25 protein-coding genes are annotated in these 22,910 nt (G+C 66.0%); 8 read left to right on the top strand and 17 right to left on the bottom strand.

Going from position 1 to position 22,910, the window contains the following annotated elements:
- The first annotated feature begins 180 nt into the window (after positions 1 to 180).
- Positions 181 to 651 (top strand): peptidoglycan-binding protein LysM, encoded by a 471-nt coding sequence (gene lysM / locus DM992_RS11220; protein ID WP_111016855.1) that lies wholly within the window; start codon positions 181 to 183, stop codon positions 649 to 651.
- Between the two features lie 96 nt (positions 652 to 747).
- Here the strand turns inward: lysM and DM992_RS11215 are convergent, their stop codons facing one another.
- Positions 748 to 1,770, bottom strand: coding sequence for an asparaginase (locus DM992_RS11215; RefSeq protein WP_111016854.1), 1,023 nt, complete (start codon positions 1,768 to 1,770; stop codon positions 748 to 750).
- Between the two features lie 272 nt (positions 1,771 to 2,042).
- Here DM992_RS11215 and DM992_RS11210 point away from each other — a divergent pair, with 272 nt between their 5' ends.
- From DM992_RS11210 to DM992_RS11200, 3 genes are all read left to right on the top strand, one after another.
- On the top strand, positions 2,043 to 2,333 hold the full coding sequence (locus DM992_RS11210) for a PsiF family protein (protein ID WP_034181226.1): 291 nt from the start codon (positions 2,043 to 2,045) through the stop codon (positions 2,331 to 2,333).
- Between the two features lie 324 nt (positions 2,334 to 2,657).
- Positions 2,658 to 3,107, top strand: coding sequence for a hypothetical protein (locus tag DM992_RS11205; protein ID WP_111016853.1), 450 nt, complete (start codon positions 2,658 to 2,660; stop codon positions 3,105 to 3,107).
- Positions 3,108 to 3,354: 247 nt separating this feature from the next.
- Positions 3,355 to 3,942, top strand: a complete 588-nt coding sequence (locus tag DM992_RS11200) for a YSC84-related protein (RefSeq protein ID WP_111016852.1) — start codon at positions 3,355 to 3,357, stop codon at positions 3,940 to 3,942.
- A gap of 96 nt (positions 3,943 to 4,038) precedes the next feature.
- Here the strand turns inward: DM992_RS11200 and DM992_RS11195 are convergent, their stop codons facing one another.
- The 9 genes from DM992_RS11195 to mltG all read right to left on the bottom strand — a co-directional run bounded on the left by DM992_RS11195 (position 4,039) and on the right by mltG (position 12,714).
- Complete coding sequence (locus DM992_RS11195) at positions 4,039 to 5,103, bottom strand: glycosyltransferase family 4 protein (protein ID WP_111016851.1); 1,065 nt, start codon at positions 5,101 to 5,103, stop codon at positions 4,039 to 4,041.
- A gap of 276 nt (positions 5,104 to 5,379) precedes the next feature.
- A complete protein-coding gene (locus DM992_RS11190) occupies positions 5,380 to 6,555 on the bottom strand; it encodes an AAA family ATPase (RefSeq protein ID WP_111016850.1) in 1,176 nt (391 codons plus the stop codon).
- A gap of 33 nt (positions 6,556 to 6,588) precedes the next feature.
- Positions 6,589 to 7,761, bottom strand: a complete 1,173-nt coding sequence (locus DM992_RS11185; protein ID WP_111016849.1) for a mechanosensitive ion channel domain-containing protein — start codon at positions 7,759 to 7,761, stop codon at positions 6,589 to 6,591.
- Positions 7,762 to 7,867: 106 nt separating this feature from the next.
- On the bottom strand, positions 7,868 to 8,224 hold the full coding sequence (locus DM992_RS11180; RefSeq protein WP_006755340.1) for a Rap1a/Tai family immunity protein: 357 nt from the start codon (positions 8,222 to 8,224) through the stop codon (positions 7,868 to 7,870).
- Positions 8,225 to 8,354: 130 nt separating this feature from the next.
- Entirely contained in the window at positions 8,355 to 9,062 is a 708-nt protein-coding gene (locus DM992_RS11175) for an ankyrin repeat domain-containing protein (protein WP_111016848.1), read from the bottom strand.
- A 43-nt stretch (positions 9,063 to 9,105) separates the two neighbouring features.
- Complete coding sequence (locus tag DM992_RS11170; protein ID WP_111016847.1) at positions 9,106 to 9,885, bottom strand: TatD family hydrolase; 780 nt, start codon at positions 9,883 to 9,885, stop codon at positions 9,106 to 9,108.
- A gap of 141 nt (positions 9,886 to 10,026) precedes the next feature.
- On the bottom strand, positions 10,027 to 11,055 hold the full coding sequence (locus tag DM992_RS11165; RefSeq protein WP_111016846.1) for a DNA polymerase III subunit delta': 1,029 nt from the start codon (positions 11,053 to 11,055) through the stop codon (positions 10,027 to 10,029).
- Positions 11,056 to 11,074: 19 nt separating this feature from the next.
- Positions 11,075 to 11,695: a dTMP kinase gene (tmk, locus tag DM992_RS11160; protein WP_111016845.1), complete on the bottom strand. Its 621-nt coding sequence runs from the start codon at positions 11,693 to 11,695 to the stop codon at positions 11,075 to 11,077.
- The gene (gene mltG, locus DM992_RS11155) at positions 11,695 to 12,714 is read right to left on the bottom strand and encodes an endolytic transglycosylase MltG (RefSeq protein ID WP_111016844.1); all 1,020 of its coding nucleotides are present in this window, start codon (positions 12,712 to 12,714) and stop codon (positions 11,695 to 11,697) included. Before mltG ends, tmk begins: the two co-directional genes overlap by 1 nt.
- 77 nt (positions 12,715 to 12,791) lie before the next feature.
- On the opposite strand from mltG, the gene DM992_RS11150 reads away from it, so the two are divergent.
- Both DM992_RS11150 and DM992_RS11145 read left to right on the top strand, forming a co-directional pair.
- Positions 12,792 to 13,826 (top strand): folate-binding protein YgfZ, encoded by a 1,035-nt coding sequence (locus DM992_RS11150; protein WP_111016843.1) that lies wholly within the window; start codon positions 12,792 to 12,794, stop codon positions 13,824 to 13,826.
- Between the two features lie 76 nt (positions 13,827 to 13,902).
- A complete protein-coding gene (locus DM992_RS11145) occupies positions 13,903 to 14,748 on the top strand; it encodes an NRDE family protein (RefSeq protein WP_111016842.1) in 846 nt (281 codons plus the stop codon).
- Between the two features lie 14 nt (positions 14,749 to 14,762).
- Here the strand turns inward: DM992_RS11145 and DM992_RS11140 are convergent, their stop codons facing one another.
- The 4 genes from DM992_RS11140 to DM992_RS11125 form a co-directional block, all read right to left on the bottom strand.
- Positions 14,763 to 15,203, bottom strand: a complete 441-nt coding sequence (locus DM992_RS11140; RefSeq protein WP_111016841.1) for a GNAT family N-acetyltransferase — start codon at positions 15,201 to 15,203, stop codon at positions 14,763 to 14,765.
- Between the two features lie 42 nt (positions 15,204 to 15,245).
- The gene (locus DM992_RS11135; RefSeq protein WP_111016840.1) at positions 15,246 to 16,205 is read right to left on the bottom strand and encodes an alpha/beta hydrolase; all 960 of its coding nucleotides are present in this window, start codon (positions 16,203 to 16,205) and stop codon (positions 15,246 to 15,248) included.
- Positions 16,206 to 16,404: 199 nt separating this feature from the next.
- Complete coding sequence (locus DM992_RS11130; protein ID WP_072437170.1) at positions 16,405 to 16,884, bottom strand: PaaI family thioesterase; 480 nt, start codon at positions 16,882 to 16,884, stop codon at positions 16,405 to 16,407.
- Positions 16,881 to 17,195, bottom strand: coding sequence for a Dabb family protein (locus tag DM992_RS11125; protein WP_111016839.1), 315 nt, complete (start codon positions 17,193 to 17,195; stop codon positions 16,881 to 16,883). Before DM992_RS11125 ends, DM992_RS11130 begins: the two co-directional genes overlap by 4 nt.
- A gap of 127 nt (positions 17,196 to 17,322) precedes the next feature.
- Here DM992_RS11125 and DM992_RS11120 point away from each other — a divergent pair, with 127 nt between their 5' ends.
- Positions 17,323 to 18,606, top strand: a complete 1,284-nt coding sequence (locus DM992_RS11120; protein WP_239511268.1) for an integrase arm-type DNA-binding domain-containing protein — start codon at positions 17,323 to 17,325, stop codon at positions 18,604 to 18,606.
- Between the two features lie 201 nt (positions 18,607 to 18,807).
- Here the strand turns inward: DM992_RS11120 and DM992_RS11115 are convergent, their stop codons facing one another.
- Together DM992_RS11115 and DM992_RS11110 are read right to left on the bottom strand one after the other, a co-directional pair.
- Positions 18,808 to 19,809, bottom strand: a complete 1,002-nt coding sequence (locus DM992_RS11115) for an NADP-dependent oxidoreductase (protein ID WP_111016838.1) — start codon at positions 19,807 to 19,809, stop codon at positions 18,808 to 18,810.
- Positions 19,810 to 19,840: 31 nt separating this feature from the next.
- The gene (locus DM992_RS11110; protein WP_111016837.1) at positions 19,841 to 20,698 is read right to left on the bottom strand and encodes an oxidoreductase; all 858 of its coding nucleotides are present in this window, start codon (positions 20,696 to 20,698) and stop codon (positions 19,841 to 19,843) included.
- Between the two features lie 102 nt (positions 20,699 to 20,800).
- On the opposite strand from DM992_RS11110, the gene DM992_RS11105 reads away from it, so the two are divergent.
- Positions 20,801 to 21,238, top strand: a complete 438-nt coding sequence (locus DM992_RS11105; RefSeq protein ID WP_111016836.1) for a helix-turn-helix domain-containing protein — start codon at positions 20,801 to 20,803, stop codon at positions 21,236 to 21,238.
- Positions 21,239 to 21,722: 484 nt separating this feature from the next.
- On the opposite strand, the gene DM992_RS11100 is transcribed toward DM992_RS11105, so the two are convergent.
- On the bottom strand, positions 21,723 to 22,658 hold the full coding sequence (locus DM992_RS11100) for a LysR family transcriptional regulator (RefSeq protein WP_111016835.1): 936 nt from the start codon (positions 22,656 to 22,658) through the stop codon (positions 21,723 to 21,725).
- Positions 22,659 to 22,910: the final 252 nt, after the last annotated feature.

Here is a 22,910-nt window from a genome sequence, read left to right as displayed (position 1 = left end):
ATTTCTTTACGTTCAGCCGTGCGATTTTTCATGCAATCGTCTCGCTGAACGCCTACACTTTCGCCACGCCTTTCGAGAAAACCGCCGCGCTTGCGTTCACTCCGGTGAATGCGCCCAGCGCGGTGTTTTTTTCGCCACTTCACGGCGCGTTTTCTTTTCAACCACCTAGGGAGTGCAGCGATGGGTCTTCTTTCGTTTATCAAAGAGGCGGGTGAAAAACTGCTGGGTCATGCCGACGCGCAAGCGGCGGAAGATCCGAATGCCGCGAACCAGACCGCGGCCGATGCAATCAAGAACTACATCAGCACGCAGGGTCTCGACACGTCGAACCTGACGGTCGCGTTCGACGGCGCATCGCGCACCGTCACGCTGTCGGGCAGCGTCACCGATCTCGACACGAAGGCCAAGGTCAAGGTCGCGGCCGGCAACGTGCAGGGCGTCGCGGGCGTCAACGACGACGATCTGCAGCCGGACGATCCGGAAGTGCAATACCACGACGTGAAGCCGGGCGACACGCTGTCGGCAATCGCCAAGGAAGTGTATGGCGACGCGAACAAGTACCCGGCGATTTTCGAAGCGAACAAGCCGATGCTGTCGAGCCCGGACAAGATCTATCCGGGCCAGAAGCTCGTGATTCCGCCGCAGTCCTGAGCATCCACGCAGGATTGAAAAACGGAAAAGGCAGGCCATCTGGCCTGCCTTTTTCTTTGGCGATGCAGCGCCGCACGAGCTGCGGGCGGACGTCGGTCAGAGCGTATCGAACAGGCTCTGAAGCTCGTCGCGCGCGCTGATGCCGTTCGCCAGCGCGAGCATCAGCAGCACGCGCGCCTTGAACGGATTCAGCGAACCCGCGCTGACGAAGCCGAGCGCGTCGTCGTTGGCCGCGCCGTTGCGCATCACGTGCCCCGAGCCGACGCGCGACGCACGGATCACGGCAACGCCCGCGTTCACCGCATCGGCGAGCGCCGCCTGCAGCGTCGCATGGATCGACCCGTTGCCGGTGCCGGCCACGACGAGCCCGCGCACGCCGGCCGCCACCAGCGCATCGACGGCCGTGCGCGTCACGCCCGCGTAGCTCGCGACGACTTCGACGGGGGGCCACGTTACGGCGATCGCCAGTTGCGCATCGCGCGAGCGCGTGACGCGGCGCGCGAATTCGACGCGGCCGTCCTGCACCCAGCCGAGCGCACCGAGTTCCGGCGACTGGAATGCGTCGACCGCATAGGTGCTCGTCTTCACGACGTCGCGCGCGCCGTGGATCCGGTTGTTGAACGCGACCAGCACGCCCTGCCCGCGCGCGGCGGGATGCGCGGCCACCGTCACCGCGTTCAGCAGGTTCAGCGGGCCGTCGGACGACAGCGCGGTCGCCGGCCGCATCGCGGCCGTCATCACCACCGGTTTGTCGCCTTTCACGACCAGGTGAAGGGCATAAGCGGTTTCCTCGAGCGTGTCGGTGCCGTGCGTGATCACGATGCCGTCGACCGCCGGGTCGGCCATCAGCGCGTCGATCCGCGCGGCGAGCGTGTTCCACAGCGGCAGTGCGAGATCCTTGCTGTCGATGCTGGCGATCTGCTCGGCGTCGATGCGCGCGACCGACGCGAGCGCCGGCACCGCGTCGACCAGGAAACCGACGCCGAGCGCGCCGGCCTGGTAACCGGCCGTGCTGGCCGCGTCGGGCGCGGCACCGGCGATCGTGCCGCCGGTGGCGAGCACGGCGATGCGCGGCAGGGCCGCCGCGGACGGGGGGGATGCGGGATTCGGAGTATTCATGGCCGCGATTGTAATGGCTCGCGGCCGGGATCCGGCAGGTTCCGGCGCCACGGCCGATGCCGGCCGCCGCGCATCATGGTTTGTCCCGATCGCCCGGTCGCGCGCGCCGTCAACGGCCGCGGCGCCCGCAACGTTATAGGAAGTGCCGTTTCGGTGTTTTTCACATTGATTTGCCATAATCGGAGCGCACGGTGCGATGTGGCCCTATCCTCATCGCGACGTGCTTCGTGACGGCGTCGATAACACGCAATTCACCCCATGGGAGTGTCGAAATGAAAATCCAATCGCTCGTAGCCGCAGTGCTCCTCGGCGGCATGCTGGCTTCCCCCGCATTCGCGGCGAACAGCCAGCAGGACAAGATGAAGGCCTGTAACACCCAGGCAGCAGGCAAGACGGGCGACGAACGCAAGGCGTTCATGAAGGACTGCCTGTCGGCGAAGCCCGCGAAGGCGATGACGCAGCAGGAAAAGATGAAGGCCTGCAACACGCAGGCCACCGGCAAGAAGGGCGACGACCGCAAGGCGTTCATGAAGAGCTGCCTGAGCAGCCAGCCGGCCGCCTGAGTTCCGGCGCTCCCGTAGCGAATGCCGCGCACCGCTTCGGCGGGCGCGGCATTTTTGTTTTCGTTGCATGCGCATCGACGCGTACGCGCCTGAAGCGCCTGCCGCGCGCGTCGCACGAGTCGCGCACCTCGACCTGCCGCGCGTGTTCCACCGCCCGCCTCCTCCCGGCCGGCTTTCCTGGCCCGCCGTACCGGCGCCGCCACACGGTGCGGCAATTCGCCGCGTTTTCTTCTATGATGGCTGCAACGCGGCCCACCCAAGTACAAGAAGCGCCATCGGGCCGCCCTCGAGACGGACGCGCACGCGCGTCAATTGGAGGCGTGGATGGCATGGAGACAACACCGCTGGTTCCGCCGCTGGCTGATCGTGATCGTGTTCTGGGCCGTGCCCGTCGCGATTGTCGCCGTGCGCGAGATCCGCGAGGAAATGGCCTACAACAAGGCGGACCTGCAGCTCGCGCTGACCACCTGGCAGCTCACCGACGCGCAGCAGGTAGCCGGCGCCGCCGCGAAGTGCCACGGGGATCCTGACGAGGCGCGTGCGGCCGGCTGCCCGGCCGACGTGCTCGCCGCCAACGCGCCGCGCCAGCAGGCGGCCCGCGACGAATACGTGGTGCGCCGCACTACGCTCGCGGGCTATCTGTGGCATGCGTTCGTCGGCTACTGGGTCGTACCGGCCGCATTCCTGTTCGCCTGCGGCGTCGTGATCGCACTGATCCGCCGCGTGCTGCGCCGCCCGCCGATCAAGCCGCCCGTCCCGCCGGTCACGCACTGACCCGCCCGCAGGCGCCGTCGCCGCCCGATTTGCCGCCCTTGTTCCCCGCATGCCGACCCGCGCGGGGCGCGTCGGCGCGCGGGCGCCGATCCGCTCGGTCCGTTGGCGCACCGCGACACCGCCACCCCGATTTGACGCTCTTTTATACACGAACGAAAAGGGGTTGTAATCCACTGTGATATAACTGCCGACGTGATCCGCTCCTTGAGCGAGACTCACTCCGAACGTCATCCGATGGAGAAGAACGATGCAAAAACGGAATCTTGTGCTGAAAGCCGCCGCTGCGCTCATCGTCGGTAGCCTCGCGCTCACCGGTTGCACCACCACCCCGGACAAGCCGGACAACGCCGCGACCAGCGCGTCGAAGCGTCAGGCAATCGACTCGAGCGTCGACGCAACGCTGTCGCGCCTGTATTCCACGGTCAAGGGTTCGCGTGAACTCGTCGCGAAATCGCGCGGCGTGCTCGTGTTCCCGAACGTGCTGCAGGCCGGCCTCATCGTCGGCGGCCAGTCCGGCAACGGCGCACTGCGCGTCGGCGGCAGCACGGTCGGCTACTACAACACGTCGTCGCTGTCGGTCGGCCTGCAGGCCGGTGCGCAGTCGAAGGCGATCGTGTTCCTGTTCATGACGCAGGAAGCGCTCGACGAATTCCGCGGCTCGGACGGCTGGGCAGCCGGTGCCGGCGCATCGGTCGCGCTCGTGAAGATGGGCGTGAACGGCGCGATCGACACGACCACGGCCACCGCACCGGTCCAGGTCGTCGTGCTGACGAACGCAGGCCTGATGGGCGATGTGTCGATCAACGGCACGAAGGTCACGAAGCTCAAGATCTGACGCTCACGCACCGCCCGTGCGCACCGCGCGCGGGCCATGCGCAAACGGCGATGTCCTTGCGGGCATCGCCGTTTTTTTATCCGCCCGCGCTCCGCGTCAGGTCGTCGAGTCGATCACCTTGAAGCGCGAGCGCTTCTGCGCGCGGATCACCGACTGGTAGACGTCGACGTACTGCTGCGCCATCCGGTGCGACGTGAAGCGTTCCTCGAAGCGCTGCCGCACGCGCGCACGCGGCAGCAGGTGCAGCCGGTTCACGGCGGCCACCGCGCTGATTTCATCCTCGACGATGAAACCCGACACACCCTCGTCCAGCACCTCGGGCACCGCGCCGCGATTGAACGCGATCACCGGCGTGCCGCACGACATCGCCTCGATCATCACCAGGCCGAACGGCTCCGGCCAGTCGATCGGAAACAGCAGCGCATGCGCGCCCGACAGGAATTCGGCCTTCTGGTGATCAGCGATCTCGCCGATGTATTCGACGTGCGGCAACGCGAAGAGCGGCTTGATCTCGCGGTCGAAGTATTCCTGGTCGGCCGCATCGATCTTCGCGGCGATCCGGATCGGCAGCCCGCACTGGCGCGCGATGCGAATCGCCGTGTCGACGCGCTTCTCCGGCGAAATACGGCCGAGGAACGCGAGGTAGCGCGGCTCGACGGGCTGCGGCATGTAAAGCGTATCGGGCAACCCGTGGTAGACGGTCGTCAGCCATTTCGCCTGCGGCAGCGGCTGGCGCTGCGAGTTCGAAATCGAAATCACGGGCGCCGTGTTGAACGTGTCGAATACCGGCTGCTGCTCGGGCAGGTCGAGCCGGCCGTGCAGCGTCGTCACGTAAGGCGTTTCCTGTCGGTTGAAGACCGAGAACGAGTAGTAGTCCATGTGGAAATGGAGCACGTCGAAGTCCTTCGCGCGGCGCGCGACCGTCTCCATCAGCAGCATGTGCGGTGCGACGCGGTCGCGGATCGACGTGTCGAGCCGCAGCGCGCGCGGCCAGACCGGCTCGAGCTTCGCACGTGTCGTCGAGTCGCCGCTCGCGAACAGCGTCACATCATGGCCGAGATCGACGAGCGCCTCGGTGATGTAGGACACGACGCGCTCCGTGCCGCCGTACAGCTTCGGCGGCACCGATTCGGTCAGCGGGGCGATCTGGGCAATTCTCATGGTCCACGTCTCCTGTGTCCTGTCCCGTACGGCAGGCGGGAGTGTGCGCTTTTCGCGCGCCCCCGCTCCGTGCAGCGCCGGCCGGCACGGCGCCGGCCGGATATCCCGGCATTATTCGCGATCCCGATGCCCGGAACCGCCTGACTTGCATTTTATGGGCGTTGTTACAGACAGGATACATTCGTTCCGTCTGGCCCGATCGCACCGCATCGGGCGCCGTCGGGGCATGCCCCTGTCCGGGCGCCGGACGCGGCCGAATGCACACCGCCCGGCCCGTCAGCGCGACGGCCACTTCCACGGCGGCAGGTCGCGCGTGTCGGCATCGACGAGCGCGGTCGCGCCGAGCTGCTTGTCGAGCACCAGCGATTCGCAGCCGGCCTCGCGCTCGAGCGTCGCGATGAGCCGCGCCGCATGCGACACGACCAGCACCTGCGAGCGCTGCGCGGCCTGCGCGATCAGGCGGCCCAGCGCCGGCAGCAGATCGGGATGCAGGCTCGTCTCCGGTTCGTTCAGCACCATCAGTGCCGGCGGCCGCGGCGTCAGCAGCGCGGCCGCGAGCAGCAGGTAGCGCAACGTGCCGTCGGACAGTTCGGCCGCCGCGAGCGGCCGCAGCAGCCCCGGCTGGCGCATCAGCACGTCGAAGCGGCCGCGGCCGCCCGGATTGTCGATCCCGACCGATGCGCCGGGAAACGCGTCGTCGATCGCCGCATCGAGCGCCGCGCCGTCGCCGATTTCGCGAATCGTCTGCAGCGCGGCGGCGAGGTCGGCGCCGTCGTCCGCCAGCACCGGCGTATGGGTGCCGATGTGCGACTGCCGTGCCGGCGCCTGCGCATCGGTCCGGAAATGGTCGTAGAAGCGCCACGAGCGAATCCGCTCGCGCACCGCGATCATCTCGGGCGCGCCGGTCGGATCGGCGAACTCGGTCATCATGCTGTCGAAGCTCGCGACCGGCTGCGGAATCGTCCGCCAGTCGCCCGACGCGGTGCGCACGCGGATCTGTGCCCCCTGCCGGTCGACCAGCAGCGTCGACGGCCGCGGCAGCGCGCCGCCCCAGATGCATTCGCGCTTGACCACCGGATCGAGCGCGAACTGCGATCTGCTCGGGAGCGGCAGGCCGAGATCGATCGAATAGCCGAAATCGTCGCACGCGAAGCCGAGCTTCAGGCTAACGGGCCCCTTGCGCACCGTGCCGGTCACCGGCGCGTCGCCGGCCAGCATCGCGCGCGAGAAGCGCTCGGGGCCGGCCCACAGCGTCGACGGCAGCCCGCCCTCGCGGGCGAGCGACGGGATCACGCGGCCCTGCGCGGTGTCGGCGAGCAGCCGCAGCGCGCGGTATACGCTCGATTTGCCGCTGCCGTTAGGCCCCGTGACGACATTGAGCGCCGCGAGCGGCACGATCAGCTCGCGCAGCGAGCGGTAATTGGCGATGGCGAGCGTGTTCAGCGCGGTCATGACGATGGATGGCGGGCAGGCGCCGGGCCGCGTTCAGCGGCCTTCGACGGCCTGCGGATCGGCTGCGGTGTTGGCCGCCGTGCTGGCGGCGGGCGTCCGCGCGTGCGGTCGTTCGGGATTCGGCGCGTCCGGCGCGGAATCATGCGGATACAGTTCCATCCGGCTGCGCGGCAGGCATTGCGGATAACGGCCCTGCAGGTATTCGATCAACCCTTCGCGCACGCGGCAGCGCAGATCCGAGCACGACGACGAATCGGCCGCGCTGACGAGCGCGCGCAACTGCATCGTGCGCTCCGTCGCATCGGTCACCTGCAACACCTGCACGCGGCCGTCCCACTCGGGCGCCGCATGGACGAGCCGCGCGAGCTCCTCGCGCAGCGGCGCGAGCGGCGTGCGGTAGTCGACCGACAGGTAGACCGTGCCGATGATCTCCGCGCTGTTGCGCGTCCAGTTCGTGAACGGGTTCTCGATGATCCACTGCAGCGGCACGACGAGGCGCCGCTGGTCCCACAACCGCACCGACACGAACGAGCCGGTGATTTCCTCGATGCGCCCCCATTCGCCCTGGATCACGACCACGTCGTCGAGCCGGATCGGCTGCGTGAGCGCGATCTGCAGCCCGGCAATCAGGTTGCCGAGCACCGGCCGCGCAGCGATACCGGCGACCAGGCCCGCGACGCCGGCCGACGCCAGCAGGCTCGCGCCCACCTGGCGCACGTTCGGGAACGTCATCAGCGCGGCGCCGGTGCCGATGATCACGATCAGCACCATCACGGTCCGCACGAGCACCTTGGCCTGCGTATGGATGCGCCGCGCCTGGAGGTTGTCGGCCGTATCGAGCGGATGCGCCCGGATGATCGCGTCGCCGACGCCGGCCGCGAGCCGCACCAGCAGCCACGTGAGCGACACGATGGAACCGACCGCCGCCGCGGTGCGCATGCCGCTCACGAACGACATGCCGTCGTCGGCCTGGACCCACAGGAATTCGAGTGCCAGCAGCGCGAGCACGACGAGCGACGGCTTGTCGATGTAGCGCAGGATCGCGCTCATCAGCGGATACGGCTGCGCGATGCGCTTGACGATACGTGCGCCGAGACGGTGCACGATCGTGACGACCAGCACGACGATGACCGACACGGCCAGCGTGCCGAGCCACGAATGCAGCGGCGCATCGGCGATGCGCTGCAGTTCCTCGATTGAAATCATCGGCGCCCGGGATGCTTCGGTTATGAGGCGCGCACGCCTCGTCCTGGATGCGTCGGCGACGTCCGGGTAGCGCACGCACCTGCACGCGCCCGGACACGGCATCAGATCAGCTGCCGCCCCTGCAGGGAAACGCCTTGCCGAGACCGAGCGACACCGCGGTGCTCGCGTTGTAGTCGGCCAGCTTCGGATTTTCCGCGATGTACTTGCGCACCGCATCGGTCATCTGCTGCGCCCGGATGTCGGGCGGCAGGCAGAAATACTGGCCGACACGCGGCCCCGTGGTGCCGCCGATCGCGTCGATGGTGTTGTAGACGCCGTCGGCAGCGCCTTCGATATAGGCCGCGCACGACGCCCGCGACTTGACGTCCGTCTTCGCGCACAGCCGGTCGAGATCCGCGCCCGTGAAAGCCGCCGCCGACAACGGCACGGCAAACGCCGCGGCACAAAACATTGCGCGCAACATGGTGTTCCTTATGTCAATGCGGCCCGAGACCGCCTGCTGCGTTGGCCGGCGCGGCGCCGGACACCCTTCTCCGGCCGGAAGCCGCCCGGCCGGGCGCGCACCGCCGCCCTGGCCGGTGCACCGAAAACCGTCATTTTGCACTCTTTTGCGCATCTGCCGGCGCCGACGCGCCGATACGCACCGTACGCTTGCTCAGGATGTCGATCGCGTCCGGCGCCTTGTAATGCTTCGCGAACTCGAGCGCGGTGATGCCGAGCTGGTTCTTCACCTGCGGATCGGCACCCTGGTCGAGCAGCAGCGTGACCGTCGATGCATGGTTGCCGCGCGCGGCCATCATCAGCGGCGTGGTGCCGTTCGGCGAAGCCGTGTCGATATACGCGTCGTGGTCGAGCAGCACCTTGACGACCGCGTCCTGGCCGTTGGTCGCCGCGTAGTGCAGCGGCGCCCAGCCCTTCTTGCTGACTTCCGCGCCCTTGTCGATCAGCAGCTTGACAAGGCCGACATCGCCGTTCAGCGACGCGAGCATCAGCGCGTTCTCGCCGGCCTTGTCTTCCTTCTCGAGGTCGACGTTCGGCGTCGTGGCGATCGCCGCCGCGACCTTGTCGGATTTCTCGCGCGCGGCGATCACCAGCAGCGGGTCGCCGTTCGGCGCGAGCGTGTTCGGATCGAGGCCGTTCTTGAGCTGCTTGCCGATGTCGGCGATGTCGTCGAACTTGACGGCCTTGACGATCGCGTCGAGCGACTCGGCATGCGCGCCGGCTGCAGCGAACAGGCCGCTCGCGATCAGCGCGGCGGCGGCGAGTGCGCGTTTGGTCAGATGGTTGGTCGGCTTCGTCATTGTTGTGGGCTCCTTCCCTGGGTTGTCGGCTGCGCGCGCGTCGTTAGCGGGCGATCTTGAACAGCCGGAAAAAGTTCTGTGTCGTCGCATCGGCCAGCGCCTCGACGGCGATCCCGCGCTCGGATGCGATAAAGCGTCCGACATGGCTGACGTACGCAGGTTCATTCGGCTTGCCGCGATACGGCACCGGCGCGAGGTACGGCGAGTCGGTCTCGATCAGGAGCCGGTCGAGCGGCACGCGCCGCGCGACGTCCTGCACGTCGGTCGCGCTCTTGAACGTGACGATGCCCGACAGCGAGATATGGAAGTTCTGCGCGAGCGCCTGCTCGGCGACGGGCCACGGCTCGGTGAAGCAGTGCATCACGCCGCCCGGCACGTCCGCGCGCTCCTCGGCCATGATCCGCAGCGTGTCCTCCGACGCCGACCGCGTATGGACGATCAGCGGCTTCATCGTCGCGGTCGCCGCGCGGATGTGCGTGCGAAAGCGTTCACGCTGCCATTCCATGTCGGCGATCGAGCGGCCCTCGAGGCGGTAGTAGTCGAGGCCCGTTTCGCCGATCGCGACGACCTTCGGGTGCGCGGCCAGCTCGACGAGTTCCGCGAGCGTCGGCTCGTGCGCGTCCTCGTGATCGGGATGCACGCCGACCGACGCGTAGACGTTGTCGTACGCGGCGGCGATCGCGAGGACCTCGGGCAGCGTCTCGAAATCGACGGACACGCACAGCGCGTGCGTAACGTCGTGCTCGCGCATGTTCTCGAGAACGGCCGGCAGGCGGTCGGCCAGGCCCTTGAAATTGATGTGGCAGTGAGAGTCGACGAACATCGTGTTTCCTGAATACGTAAGGCGGGCGCTCATGCGCTCGCCGGCGTGCGGCAACCGGCGGCGTTCGCGGGCCGGCCGGCCGCGGTCGCGCCGCTGAGTAAGCCGAACATCGTTTCGCAACCCATCAGAAACAATGCCAGGTCACGCAAACATTTCCCGATACCCGAGAAACAATTCCTCGAATACGAGCCGCGCGTTCAGCGGATGGTTCTCGACCGTCCGCTGCCGCGTCACGGCCTTCATGAAGCGCGCGAACGCGTTCGCGTCGACCGATTCCGCGCAGCGCGCGAGCGCCGCCGCGTGCATCGGGAAGTAGCGCGGCGCGCCCGCCATCCGCTGCGCGAGCAGATCGTACAGCCAGCGCTGCAGCCAGCCGAGCACCAGCGGCACCGGCAGCTTCTGCAGCGCCTCGCCGCATGCGAACGGGTCGCACGCCGCACCGGCCGCGAGCTGCCCGAGCGTGTAGTCGCGCAGCGGGCGGTTCTCGTCGCTCGCGAGCGCCAGCGCGGCGAGCGGCGCGCCGCCGGCTTCGGCGAGCAGCGCGCTCGCATGGTCGACGCCCTGCGCCGCGAGCCAGGCCGCGGCCGCGTCGGGCGCCGGCACGGTCATCGGCCACTGCCGGCAGCGGCTGATGATCGTCGGCAACAGGCGGTCGATGCGCGCCGACACGAGCAGGAACACGACGCCGGACGGCGGTTCCTCCAGCGTTTTCAGCAGCGCGTTCGACGCGGCGACGTTGAGCGCCTCGGCCGGATACAGCACGACGACGCGCGCGCCGCCGCGGTGCGAACCGACCCCGCAGAAGTCGAGCAGCGCGCGCACCTGCTCGATCTTGATTTCCTTGCTCGGCGCGCGCGTCTTCTTGCCGCCTTCGTCCGCGTCGGCCGGCTTCGCGTCGTCCGCGGCGCCCGGCGCTTCGCCGGCCAGCACCTCGGGCAGCACGATCCGGTAGTCCGGGTGATTGCCCTGCGAGAACCAGGTGCAGGCCGCGCAGGTGCCGCACGGCTCGCCGTTCGGCAGCGGCGATTCGCACAGGAAGCCCTGCGCGAGATGCTGCGCGAACTGCAGCTTGCCGATCCCGGCCTGGCCGTGCAGCAGCAGCGCATGCGGCCATTGCGCGCGCAGTTGCTGCAGGCGGTTCCAGTCGTCGGTTTGCCACGGATAGATCATGTGGTGCGTTCCTTGCGGGTTACAGCGCGGCGAGCACGCGTTCGAGCTGCCGGCGGATCTCGGGAATCGACTGCGTCGCGTCGACGATCGCGAAGCGGTGCGGCGCCTCTTCCGCGCGCCGCAGGTACTCGCCGCGCGTGCGCGTGAAGAACGCATCGGACTCGCTTTCGAACTTGTCGGGCATGCGCGCCGCGCCGCGGCGCTCGCTCGCGACCTGCGGCGCGACGTCGAACAGCACCGTGAGGTCGGGCTGGAAACCGCCCTGCACCCAGCGCTCGAGCGTCTCGAGCTTGTCGCGCGGCAGCCCGCGGCCGCCGCCCTGGTACGCGAACGTCGCATCGGTGAAGCGATCGGACACGACCCAGTCGCCGCGCGCGAGCGCCGGCTCGATCACGAGCGCGAGATGCTCGCGGCGCGCGGCGAACATCAGCAGCGCTTCCGTCTCGAGATCCATCGGCTGGCTCAGCAGGATCTCGCGCAGTTTCTCGCCGAGCTGCGTGCCGCCCGGCTCGCGGGTGACGACGACCTGCCGGCCGGCCGCGGCCAGCTTGCCCTGAAGGCGTTCGCAGAACCATTGCAGGTGGGTGGTCTTCCCCGCCCCGTCGATGCCTTCGAACGTGATGAATTTACCGCTCGCCATTATTGACCTCGTATGTACTTGTCCACGGCCTTGTTGTGGTCGCCGAGCGTGTCCGAGAACACGCTGCTGCCGTCGCCCTTCGCGACGAAATAGAGCGCGCTCGTCTGCGCCGGATTGATCGCCGCCTGCAGTGCGGCGACGCCCGGCAACGCGATCGGCGTCGGCGGCAGGCCGCGTCGCGTGTAGGTATTGTAAGGAGTGTCGGCCTGCAGATCGCGCTTGCGCAAGCGGCCGTCGTACGCGTCGCCGAGCCCGTAGATCACCGACGGATCGGTCTGCAGCGGCATGCCGATGCGCAGCCGGTTCGCGAACACGGCCGCGACGAACGCGCGGTCGGCCGCGTGGCCCGTTTCCTTCTCGACGATCGATGCGATCGTCAGCATTTCGTAAGGCGACTTGTACGGCAGCCCCGGCGTGCGCGCCGCCCAGGCCTCGTCGAGACGCGTCTGCATCAGATGGTACGCGCGCCGGTAGATGTTCAGGTCGCTCGTGCCCTTATCGAACAGGTAGGTATCCGGGAAGAACAGCCCCTCGCCGCTGCCGCGCTGCACGGCGCTGTCCGACGCGCCGATCGCGCGCAGCAGCTCGGCGTCGCTCATGCCGGCCGTGGTGTGCGCAAGATCGGGGTTGCCGTCGAGTTCCGCGCGCATCCGCTTGAAGGTCCAGCCTTCGATCACCGTCGCGACGTATTCGTTCACGTCGCCGCGCGCGATCTTCTGCAGGACTTCGTAAGGCGTGATGCCCGTCTTGAATTCGTAGTTGCCGGACTTGAGCCGGCTCGACAGCCCGAGCACGCGCGTCATCGCGACGAAACCGAACGGCTCGACCGGCACGCCGCCGCGCTTGAGCTGCAGCGCGACGCTCTTCACGCTGCTGCGCGGCTTGATCGTGACGTCGAGCGATGCCGAACCCAGCAGCAGCGGCCGGGTCGCCCAGTAATACCCGCCGCCCGCGCCGGCAGCGGCCACAACGACGGCCAGCGCCGCGATCGTCGCGGCGCATTTCTTCAGTAGGGACATGGAAACGTGACTCAGGTAAGACCCATATAATACTTGCTCGCCTCCGTCAAAGTCAGGGTTGACTGTTCCCTCATTCCATGAGCTCACCGTTCGCTTCACCGGCTGCCCAGGCCGCATCTGCCTCGCTCCCCGTATTCCCCCGCCCGTCCGCCGTCGATTTCGATGCGCCGGGCGCCTGCATGCCGCTGCCGCAGCTCGGCGTGATCGACGTGGCCGGCGACGACGCCGCGACGTTCCTGCACAGCCAGCTGACCAACGACATCGAGCATCTCGATGCCGCGAGCGCGCGGCTGTCCGGCTATTGCTCGCCGAAGGGGCGCCTTCTCGGGTCGTTCCTCGCGTGGCGTGCCGGCCACGACGTGCGCCTGCTGGTGTCGAAGGACGTGCAGCCCGCCGTGCAGAAGCGGCTGTCGATGTTCGTGCTGCGCGCGAAGGCGAAGCTCACGGATGCGAGCGACGCGCTCGCGGTGGTCGGCTTCGCGGGCGACGTGCGCGACGCGCTGTCGGGCATCTTCGATGCGCTGCCGGACGGCGTGCACGTGAAGGTCGACGGGCCGGCCGGCACGTTGATTCGCGTGCCCGATGCAGCCGGCCGCAAGCGCTATCTGTGGATCGGCCCGCGCGCGGAAGTCGATGCGCGCGTCGCCGCGCTCGCCGGCACGCTGCCGGTCGTGTCGCCGGCCGTGTGGGACTGGCTCGACATTCGCGCGGGCGAGCCGCGCATCACGCAGCCGGCCGTCGAACAGTTCGTGCCGCAGATGGTCAACTTCGACGTGATCGGCGCCGTCAACTTCCGCAAGGGGTGTTACCCGGGCCAGGAAATCGTCGCGCGCAGCCAGTACCGCGGCACCATCAAGCGCCGCACCGCGCTCGCGCATGTCGCCGGTGAGACCGATACCGTGCATGCCGGCGTCGAGCTGTTCCACAGCGACGATCCCGGCCAGCCGTGCGGGATGATCGTCAACGCGGCGGCCGCGCCCGCCGGCGGCGTCGACGCACTCGTCGAGATCAAGCTCGCCGCGCTCGACAACGGCACCGTGCACGTCGGTTCGGCCGACGGCCCGGCGCTCGTGATCGACGCGCTCCCGTACGCTTGGCCGACGGAAGCGTAACGCACTGACAACCCGTTCGCGCGCCGGCTCGCGAGTCGCAGCCGGCGCCCGATGTTTCCTGCGAGAGATTCGCCCGATGTGTCTGATTGCCTTCGACTGGCAGCCTGATGCCGCCGCCGGTCCCGTCTTTACCCTCACCGCCAACCGCGACGAGTTCTTTCGCCGCACGAGCGCGCCGCTCACCTGGTGGGAGGATATACCGGGCGTGCTGGCCGGCCGCGATCTCGAAGCCGGCGGCACGTGGCTCGGCGTATCGCGAGACGGCCGCTTCGCGGCGCTGACGAACTACCGCGCGCCGTTCGACATCCGCGCGGGCGCGCCGACCCGCGGCAAGCTCGTGTCCGATTTCCTCCGCGGCCCGTCCGTCGCGCCGCTCGACTATCTCGGGCAGCTTGCCGAGCATGCGGCCGTGTACAACGGCTTCAACCTGCTCGTCGGCGACTGGAAGCGGCGCGAACTCGCGTGGTTCTGCAACCGAGCGCCCGACGGCGAAAGCAGTGTCGCCGCGCCCGTCGCGATCACGCCGGGCGTGCACGCGCTGTCGAATGCGCGGCTCGATACGCCCTGGCCGAAAGTGGTGCGCAAGCGCGCGGAGCTCGGCACGCTGCTCACCGACAATCCGACCCCGTCGCTCGACGAACTGATCGATCTGATGCGCGACCCGCATGTCGCGGACGACGACGCGCTGCCGCACACGGGCATTCCGATCGAGCGCGAGCGTGCGCTGTCGGCCGCGTTCATCGAGACACCCGAGTACGGCACGCGCGGCACGACCGCGCTGCGCGTCACGATGAAGGAAGGCGTGCGGCTGACGGTCGAGATCAAGGAGCGCTGCGACGACGACGGTTCGCACCGCACCGTCCGCCCGGGTGCGTTCGAGCGCACGTTCACGTTCGACGTCGACGCAACGCAGCCGCGCTGAACGCACGCGCGGCGCTACGGCGCGCGCGCCATCTCGACGTGCGGCACGCCGGCTTCGACGAACGGTTCGCCGACCGCCGCGAAGCCGTGCCGCACATAGAACGACACCGCCGAATCCTGCGCGTAGAGCCGCACGACGGTTTCGCCGCGGCGCCGTGCGCCATCGAGCAGCGCGTTCAGCACAGCCGACCCGACGCCCTGCCCGCGCGCGTCGGCCAGCACGGCGACGCGGCCGATCGTGCCGGACGGCAGCAGCCTTCCCGTCGCGACCGCGCGGCGTATTCCCGTCGCCACATCGATCCGGTACGCGACCGCATGGAGCGATAGCGGATCGTCGTCGTCGAGCTCCCATTCCGGCGGAATCTGCTGCTCGCGCACGAATACCGCGTCGCGAATCCGCGCAGCGTCGCCGCCCAGTACCGTCCAGTCGCCCGTTTCCACTACGCCATCCGTCATCGCAGCCCTCCATGCGGCGCTCACGCCGTCAAACGCCCGCCGTCAAACGTCGTCGAATGCGGCCTTCAGCGCCGCGACCGCATCGGCATGCGCGGCCCGCACCTCGGGCACGTAGCCGCCCATCTTGAAGAATTCGTGGATCATCCCCGGATAGCAGACCAGCGTAACCGCATTGCCGGCCGCACGCAGCTTGTCCGCGTACGCGGCGCCCTCGTCGCTCAGCGGGTCGTATTCGGCCGTCGCGATCCAGGCCGGCGCGACGTCCGCGAACGACGGCGCGTCGCGCGTGCCGTCGAGCGGCGCGAAGCGCCAGTCGTCGCGGTCGGCCGGATCGCGCACGTATTGCGTGAAGAACCACTGGATCGTGTCCTGCGACAGCAGATAGCCGTTCGCGAGCCGTGCATGCGATTCTGTTTCCTGGTAGCCCGTCACGCCCGGATAGATCAGCATTTGAAGCGCCAGGCGAATGCCGGCGTCGCGCGCGAGCACTGCGCAGACGGTCGCGAGCGTGCCGCCCGCGCTGTCGCCGCCGACCGCCAGCCGCGCGGCGTCGATGCCGAACGCGGCAGCCTCGCGATGCAGCCAGCGCAACGCGTCGTCGGCATCGTTCACCGCGGTCGGAAACCGGTGCTCGGGCGCGAGCCGGTAGCCGACCGACAGCACCGCGCATCGCGCGTCGTGCGCGAACATCCGGCACAGCGCATCGTGCGTGTCGACGCTGCCGACCGTGAAGCCGCCGCCGTGGTAGTAGACGAGCGCGGGCAGCGGCTCCGCGAGGCTCGGCTCGACCGGCAGGTACAGCCGTGCGCCGATCGTGCGGCCGTCGCGCGTCGGCACGACGCATTCCTCGACCGAATGCATCGGCGCCGGCGCGACGTCGAGGATCGGCGCGCTCTTCTCGTACGCGGCGCGCGCCTGCTGCGCCGTCTGATGGTGATAGGACGGACGTTTCGCGCGCTCGATCATGTCGAGCACCTGGGCGATCTTCGGATTCAGCGGCATCGGTGAGGACGGCGCCTGCGCGGCGTCGTGAACGGACAAGCGTCACATGATGCCATGCCTGTGTCAGGCCGACGCCATGCGCGCCGCGTGTCGAAATCCCTGCCCTTCGGCGCCCCGTAAAGCGCGCCCGACGCACCAATGCGTCCCGCGAAACAAAACGGCCCTGCCTGTGAAAAGGCAGGGCCGTGCGTCCGGGTGCTTACGCGTCGCTCGGGCCGGGCTGCGCGTCCGGCGCCGTGCGCGAGCGTTGCCGCTTGATGTCGCGGCCCACCGCGAGCCGCCGCATGTACTTGAACGTACCGAGCGCCTTCGCGACGAAGTTGCCGTCGCTGTCGCGCACTTCGCCTTCGCAGTAAGCCATCGTCGTCGAGCGATGCATCACGCGCCCGTACGCGCGCAATTCGCCGCGCCCAGGCTGCATGAAGTTCACCTTCATCTCGACCGTGACGACGCCGACGCCGTCATCGGTCAGGCTGCGCGCCGCCATCGCGAGCGCGATGTCCGCGAGCGTCATCGTCACGCCGCCGTGCGCGATGCCCCACGTGTTCATGTGCCGCTCTTCGAGCGGCAGCACGATCTCGCTCGCGCCGTCCTTCGCGGACACGAGCTGCACGCCGAGCAGGTCGACGAACGGGCTTTCGATCGACGGGCCGTCCGCCGGGGATGCCGCGTCGCTCATCGTGTGCTGTCGACGACGTAGTCGACGCACTCGCGCGATTCGGCCACCGCGACGACGAACTTCTTCACTTCCAGGTGGACCGGGTGCACCTGGTAGGCGTCGAGCGCGGCCTTGTCCGCGAAATCGGACACGAGCACGATGTCGGAAGTCGCGTCGAGGCCCGGCGTCGCCACGCCGACGTCGATCTGCAGGATACCCGGCACGAGGTCGCGGCAGCCTTCGAGCTTTTCCTTCAGCTTCAGCGCGTTCTGTGCGCGCGTCGCGCCTTCCGCCGATTCCTTCAACTTCCACATGACAATATGTCTGATCACTTTGTTCGCTCCAGTTCGTGTTGGTTCGGCGATTAGCCTCTAACCCTTACTAGTCGGGCTTCCTACGCCGTTCCGCCGTTCGCTCACGTTCGCCAGAAATCGCGCCCAGCCGAGAAAAAAGCGGGTAATGAAGCGGGTATCACTTCAACCTTCCAAAGACGATACCCTCTTTTTCACCGTGCCACTTACCGACGTCAAGATCCGACAAGCGAAGGCAGGCGACAAGCCTACCAAACTTACCGACGGCAATGGACTGTATCTGTTGGTGAATCCGTCCGGCTCCAAGCTCTGGCGATACAAGTACAGAATTGCTGGGAAGGAGAACCTCTTCGCGATCGGCGAATATCCCACCGTCAGCCTTCAAGACGCGCGCGCGGCACGCGACGATGCCCGTGAACTCGTCAAGAAGGGACTGCATCCGTCTCACGCTCGGCAGGCAGTGCTGTCTGCGCGCATCAACGAAGGCAAAGCAACTTTCCGCGCCGTCAGCGACGAGTGGCTTGATAAGAAGCGCAAGACGTGGACCGAGCGGCACTATGGCGAAATCCTGCGCATGCTTGAGACTGACGCGTACCCCTTTATCGGTAGCCGACCGATGCGCTCAATAACCGCACATGACGTTCTGTCCTTAGTGCGCCGAGTCGAAGAGCGCGGATCTCCTTCCGTCGCGATCAAACTGCGACAGTACGTGTCGAATGTGTTTCAGTACGCCGTTATCACTTTGCGGGCCGATTCGGACCCCGCGTCGGTTTTGCGCGGATCGATCGTAAAACCACCGACTGAGAACGCACGTGCGCTGAGTCGCGACGAGCTGAAGGCGATACTCCGACAGCTCCCAACGTACAAGAGCAAGCGAACCGTGATCGCGATACGGTTACTGATGATGCTCTTTCCCCGCACGATCGAGCTTTGTCGGGCACGATGGGAAGAGATTGACCTCGGTGCTGCTGAATGGAAGGTCCCGGCAGAGAAGATCAAGTCTCGGCGGCTACACATCGTTCCGTTGCCTCGACAAGCACTGAGCCTGCTGCGCGAGTTGCAGGAGATGTACGGAAATCGCGGATACATCCTGCCGATCCTTCACAGCAACCGCAAGCTTCCCCATATGAGTCGAGCGACAATCAACAGAGCGATCGACTACATGGTCCCTGATAACCCTCAACCGATCACGGGTCACGACTTTCGAGCAACCGCGTCCACACAGCCTCATGAAATGGGTTGGAAAGACGAAGTTGTTGAAATGCAGCTTTCACACAAGGACAAGGACAAGACTCGCTCGACATACAATCACGCGAAATATCTGCCGGACCGCCGAGAAATGATGCAAGTTTGGGCTGACTGGCTTACTCAGCTCGAAACAGAGGCATTGGACGGCACGGCACTCCACGGGACTATCGACAATGCCCGATGATGCAGCAGTACCTGCGCTTTATTTGACAAGGCCCAATTCACAAAGCTACGCCGAAACTTACGCTCTATTTTTCGGGATCGGCCCTCCTTATCATGTTCGTCGAAGCCGGATTTCCGAGACGTAGCAGTCAACCTATCATCGAGAACTTGCCCCGGCACCCCGGGGGTCATCCGAGGCCAGCGATGCTCGCTATCGTCAAGGTCAACGTAACGTGACGACAACTTTCCCTTTGGTGCGTCCGGTTTCGACGTAAGCCATCGCTTCCTTGGTCGATTCAAATGGAAAGATGCGCTCTACAACCGGACGTATGACACCAGCGTCGATGAGTGAAGCGATTTCCTGCAGTTGGGCGCCGCATGCGCGCATGAACAGGAAGGAATAGCTCACGTCGTGACGTCTTGCTTTCCTTCTGATCCGGGAGCTCAAGAGGCTCATCACGATTCCCATGAACCAAGGCAAGCCGAGCTCCTTCGCGAACTCGCGATCGGGGGGGCCCGAGATCGAGATGAGTCGCCCACCTCTTTTGAGCACGTTCAAGGATTTTTCGAGCGTTTTTCCATCCAGACTATTGATCACGACATCGTAGTCGCGGAGGATTTTTTCGAAATCGTCCTTGCGATAATCGATGACGATGTCTGCGCCGAGTTCCTTCACCCATTCGACGTTTCCCGTGCTGGTCGTCGTCGCGACGTACGCGCCGAGGTGTTTCGCCAACTGGATCGCGAACGTGCCGACACCGCCCGAACCCGCGTGGATCAGCACCTTGTGTCCCGGCCTCAACTGCGCTTTCTCGATCAACGCCTGCCAGGCCGTAAGACCGACCAGCGGGACTGATGCTGCTTCCTGCATCGATAGCGTCTTCGGCTTGATCGCGACGTCCGCTTCGCTCACAGCAATGAACTCCGCAAACGTGCCGATCCGAGCTTTGTCGGGCCGGCCGTACACCGCGTCGCCGGGTTTGAGCCGTCGCACGCGCGGACCGACGCGAGTCACGATCCCGGCCATCTCGTTGCCGAGAATGAGCGGCAGGTGATAACGCAATATTGGCTTGAACTCGCCGTCCCGAATCTTGGCATCCAGCGGATTCACACCCGAGGCGTGGATCTGAACCAGAACGTCGTCGTCCCGCAATGGCGGCTCGGGCACGTCGCTCATGCGAACGCGATCCTCGTCCCCGTAACGGTCGAAATTGAATACTCTCATGGTGTCTGTTCCCTTGGCCGCAGTTGCCCGTTCATTGTTCAAGAGCCGCGTCGCCGGATCGCGTCACCGAAATCGTGTCGAGCCGCAGGTCTTTGCGCAGGGCTGCATCCAGCACACTCTCGGGCGCGAATCCGCGCAGCCATCGCAGGCGGGCGGCCAGCGCTCCGGCGGTATAGCGGCGCTTAGGATGCACGGCGATGGCAGCCTTTAACACCACGTCGGCGACGACAGCCGGCTCCGTAGCGGTCGCCATCACGGCGTTCACGCGTTGGGTGACAACGTCGCGCGCTTGCTGGTACACCTCCAGCTTTCTGTCCGGCTCCATGAAATTCGCGTCGAACGGCGTCTTCGTGTAGGCCGGCTCGATGATCGAAACGCGGATGCCCTGTGTGCGCACCTCATGGTCGAGCGATTCGGAATAGCCTTCGATGGCGTGCTTGGTCGCCGAATAGAGCGCGCCGTACGGCATAGGCAGAAAACCAAGGACCGAACCGATGTTGACAATACGGCCGCTGCCCTGGCGACGCATATGCGGCAAGACGGCGCGGGTCATCCGGACGACGCCGAGAAAGTTCGTATTGAAGATCGATTGGACCTGCTCGATCGAGCTTTCTTCCGCGCCGGCCGGCGCGACGCCGAAGCCGGCGTTGTTCACAAGTAGATCGATACGACCCGCCCGCCGCACCACTTCGTCGACAGAGCTCTGAACGGATGCGTCGTCGGTGACATCGAGAATCAGCATTTCGAACGGCCGCTGCACGGCCTGCACCACCCGCCTGCTGGTACCGAATACCGTAAAGCCTGCTCGCGCGAGCCGCTCGGCGGACGCCGCGCCGATGCCTGAAGACGCCCCGGTTACGAGAGCGACACCCCTGCCGTTTTTGCTCATGATTCAAACCTCCAGATGGGCGACCGAACTGTCGCCACGTGTTACTATCGATTTGAAATGGACTATACTACCGCTTCGGCACCAAGTCACTATCAAAATTGTATGGACGAGAAAATTCTCCACGATAATCCGTGCCCGATCGCCCGCACCCTGTCGACGATCGGTGACGCGTGGAGCATGCTGATCCTTCGCGATGCGCATGCCGGCCTCACCCGATTCGATCAGTTCCGTAAAAGTCTGGGGATTGCACCGACGATCCTGACACGACGGCTGGTGTCGTTGACCGCCGCTGGACTGCTGGAAAAACACCGCTACTCAGAGCGTCCGCCGCGCGATGAATACCGGTTGACGCAGGCCGGGCTCGATTTCCTGCCGGTGCTTTTCATGATCGGCACGTGGGGACGCCAACATCTTGGCGGCGGCAAGTTGATGCGCTTCTATGATGCAGACACTGGCACGGAAATCAGGGCGATTGCCGTCGATGAGGTGACGGGCGCGAGAATCGGAACTCGCCCGATACGCGCTGTTACACCGGATTGAATCGGCGGCCTATCCGCCCCGTAGTTCAGGGGATGGAATGATAAGCACGAGGCTTGTCCAGCAGGGCTCCCGTCCCTTGCTGTAGCAAATTCGTAGCACGCAAAAAAAGCCCGCTTTCTGCGGGCTTTCGTAATTCTGGGTGCTGATCCCATCACTTGGTTGCCGAGCATCTTGCAATGCCCACTGATGCAGCAGTACCTGCGCCTTGTCTGAAACGGCGCGGCGAACAAACCTGCGCCAAGACCTACGCTCAAACTTTTCAGGACCGGCCGCTGACGACCCGGATACGCCGTCGGCGGAACGTTGGCGAACGACTGCAATGGATCGGGAACCGGCAGCGGAGCATTTAGTCCAGTACGAGCGCGGAACGAATGCGGATTCGTCGATCCGGCATACTTGCAATGTCACAACCGCATACGCTCAATGCGACGGGTCGGCCCCGGGAAATCGGATACCTACCCGACCGTGCCGGGCGTAATGGGGATCATACGACCGTGATAGCGAGCTCCTCCTCATACGCATTCAACCGGTCACCTACCCGCACCTTCAGTACATCGATGAACCGCTTGATCTTCGCGTCGACGAACTGACGCGACGAATACACCGCATACACGTTGCGCTGAGCGGTGTGGAATTCAGGCAGGACGCGAACGAGCGATCCTTTACGCAAATCGTCGATTGCCGAGAAGGCGGCGATCAACCCGATCCCCGCGCCCTCCTGCAGCACCGTGGACATCGCATCCATGTCGTTGACACTGAAGTGCGCTCCCGTCGGACGATACACCGCGTCGCCGGGCCTGCCTTGCAGATGCCACTCGTCCGGTGCGTAATCGACCGTGCTCAGGAGCACACATGTGTGATCGGCGAGATCTTCCACACATTCGGGAGCCGGATGCCGTGCTAGGTAATCGGGCGACGCCGCCAGAATGCAATGGCTGGCGCCGATCTTCTGGCTCACATACGCCGAGTCCGGCAGCGTGCGCGCAATCACGATCGCCACGTCGAGTTGCTCTTCGAGCAAGTTCGGCATCCGCTGCGACAGCATGAGGTCGACCGACACTTCCGGGTATGCGCTCCGATAGGCCAGCACGGCTTGCGAAACGAGTTGACGGCCTAATCCCGGCACCGCATGCACGCGCAATACACCGCGCGGCTCCAGCAGCGCATCACGGGCTTCCGCTTCGGCCCGTTCGATGTCCGAGAGGATCGCGACGCTGCGTTCGTAAAAACGTCGCCCCGCATCGGTGACCACGAGCCGTCGCGTCGAGCGCTGCAGCAACCGCGTATTGAGATTGTCCTCGAGTACCGAGACCGCTCGGGAAATGTTGCCGACAGTCGTATCGAGGTGGTTTGCCACCGCCGTGAAACTGCCCATCTCGACCACTTTCGCAAACACCGACATGGTGTGAACCTTGTCCATTACGCACCCTGGCTTTGAATTTTTCGTCGAATCGCAGCGTTTCAGCCCGCGCGAGCCTGATCATAGGGCCACCGCCTGTTTCCTGCAGTCAGCGCGAGACCTCGTGTCGTTTTTGCGCATCCTTTCAATATCCCTTCATATCGACGGGGGGATTTTCTCTCCGGAGACAAGATTCATTCTTTCCGGCCCCTCTAAGTTGCCGAGCGCTTCACGCCTAGACTTGGTCCCGAAGTCAGGCAGTCAGAACACGGA

The sequence above is a fragment of the Burkholderia sp. JP2-270 genome (assembly GCF_003233675.1).
Classification (GTDB): domain Bacteria; phylum Pseudomonadota; class Gammaproteobacteria; order Burkholderiales; family Burkholderiaceae; genus Burkholderia; species Burkholderia pyrrocinia_C.
Note: the sequence above shows the minus strand (reverse complement) of the source record. Positions and strands in the feature narration are given on the sequence as shown.

What these genes read in the sequence shown, in the direction of transcription:
- DM992_RS11175 (WP_111016848.1), bottom strand. Translation starts at nt 9,062, where the DNA reads ATGACGAAGCCGACCAACCATCTGACCAAACGCGCACTCGCCGCCGCC.
- DM992_RS11205 (WP_111016853.1), top strand. Translation starts at nt 2,658, where the DNA reads ATGGCATGGAGACAACACCGCTGGTTCCGCCGCTGGCTGATCGTGATC.
- DM992_RS11165 (WP_111016846.1), bottom strand. Translation starts at nt 11,055, where the DNA reads ATGATCTATCCGTGGCAAACCGACGACTGGAACCGCCTGCAGCAACTG.
- DM992_RS11185 (WP_111016849.1), bottom strand. Translation starts at nt 7,761, where the DNA reads ATGATTTCAATCGAGGAACTGCAGCGCATCGCCGATGCGCCGCTGCAT.
- DM992_RS11115 (WP_111016838.1), bottom strand. Translation starts at nt 19,809, where the DNA reads ATGAGAGTATTCAATTTCGACCGTTACGGGGACGAGGATCGCGTTCGC.
- DM992_RS11180 (WP_006755340.1), bottom strand. Translation starts at nt 8,224, where the DNA reads ATGTTGCGCGCAATGTTTTGTGCCGCGGCGTTTGCCGTGCCGTTGTCG.
- DM992_RS11120 (WP_239511268.1), top strand. Translation starts at nt 17,323, where the DNA reads ATGAAGCGGGTATCACTTCAACCTTCCAAAGACGATACCCTCTTTTTC.
- DM992_RS11215 (WP_111016854.1), bottom strand. Translation starts at nt 1,770, where the DNA reads ATGAATACTCCGAATCCCGCATCCCCCCCGTCCGCGGCGGCCCTGCCG.
- DM992_RS11150 (WP_111016843.1), top strand. Translation starts at nt 12,792, where the DNA reads ATGAGCTCACCGTTCGCTTCACCGGCTGCCCAGGCCGCATCTGCCTCG.
- DM992_RS11100 (WP_111016835.1), bottom strand. Translation starts at nt 22,658, where the DNA reads ATGGACAAGGTTCACACCATGTCGGTGTTTGCGAAAGTGGTCGAGATG.
- DM992_RS11190 (WP_111016850.1), bottom strand. Translation starts at nt 6,555, where the DNA reads ATGACCGCGCTGAACACGCTCGCCATCGCCAATTACCGCTCGCTGCGC.
- DM992_RS11145 (WP_111016842.1), top strand. Translation starts at nt 13,903, where the DNA reads ATGTGTCTGATTGCCTTCGACTGGCAGCCTGATGCCGCCGCCGGTCCC.
- DM992_RS11170 (WP_111016847.1), bottom strand. Translation starts at nt 9,885, where the DNA reads ATGTTCGTCGACTCTCACTGCCACATCAATTTCAAGGGCCTGGCCGAC.
- DM992_RS11195 (WP_111016851.1), bottom strand. Translation starts at nt 5,103, where the DNA reads ATGAGAATTGCCCAGATCGCCCCGCTGACCGAATCGGTGCCGCCGAAG.
- mltG (WP_111016844.1), bottom strand. Translation starts at nt 12,714, where the DNA reads ATGTCCCTACTGAAGAAATGCGCCGCGACGATCGCGGCGCTGGCCGTC.
- DM992_RS11105 (WP_111016836.1), top strand. Translation starts at nt 20,801, where the DNA reads ATGGACGAGAAAATTCTCCACGATAATCCGTGCCCGATCGCCCGCACC.
- DM992_RS11110 (WP_111016837.1), bottom strand. Translation starts at nt 20,698, where the DNA reads ATGAGCAAAAACGGCAGGGGTGTCGCTCTCGTAACCGGGGCGTCTTCA.
- lysM (WP_111016855.1), top strand. Translation starts at nt 181, where the DNA reads ATGGGTCTTCTTTCGTTTATCAAAGAGGCGGGTGAAAAACTGCTGGGT.
- DM992_RS11200 (WP_111016852.1), top strand. Translation starts at nt 3,355, where the DNA reads ATGCAAAAACGGAATCTTGTGCTGAAAGCCGCCGCTGCGCTCATCGTC.
- DM992_RS11210 (WP_034181226.1), top strand. Translation starts at nt 2,043, where the DNA reads ATGAAAATCCAATCGCTCGTAGCCGCAGTGCTCCTCGGCGGCATGCTG.
- DM992_RS11140 (WP_111016841.1), bottom strand. Translation starts at nt 15,203, where the DNA reads ATGACGGATGGCGTAGTGGAAACGGGCGACTGGACGGTACTGGGCGGC.
- tmk (WP_111016845.1), bottom strand. Translation starts at nt 11,695, where the DNA reads ATGGCGAGCGGTAAATTCATCACGTTCGAAGGCATCGACGGGGCGGGG.
- DM992_RS11135 (WP_111016840.1), bottom strand. Translation starts at nt 16,205, where the DNA reads ATGCCGCTGAATCCGAAGATCGCCCAGGTGCTCGACATGATCGAGCGC.
- DM992_RS11130 (WP_072437170.1), bottom strand. Translation starts at nt 16,884, where the DNA reads ATGAGCGACGCGGCATCCCCGGCGGACGGCCCGTCGATCGAAAGCCCG.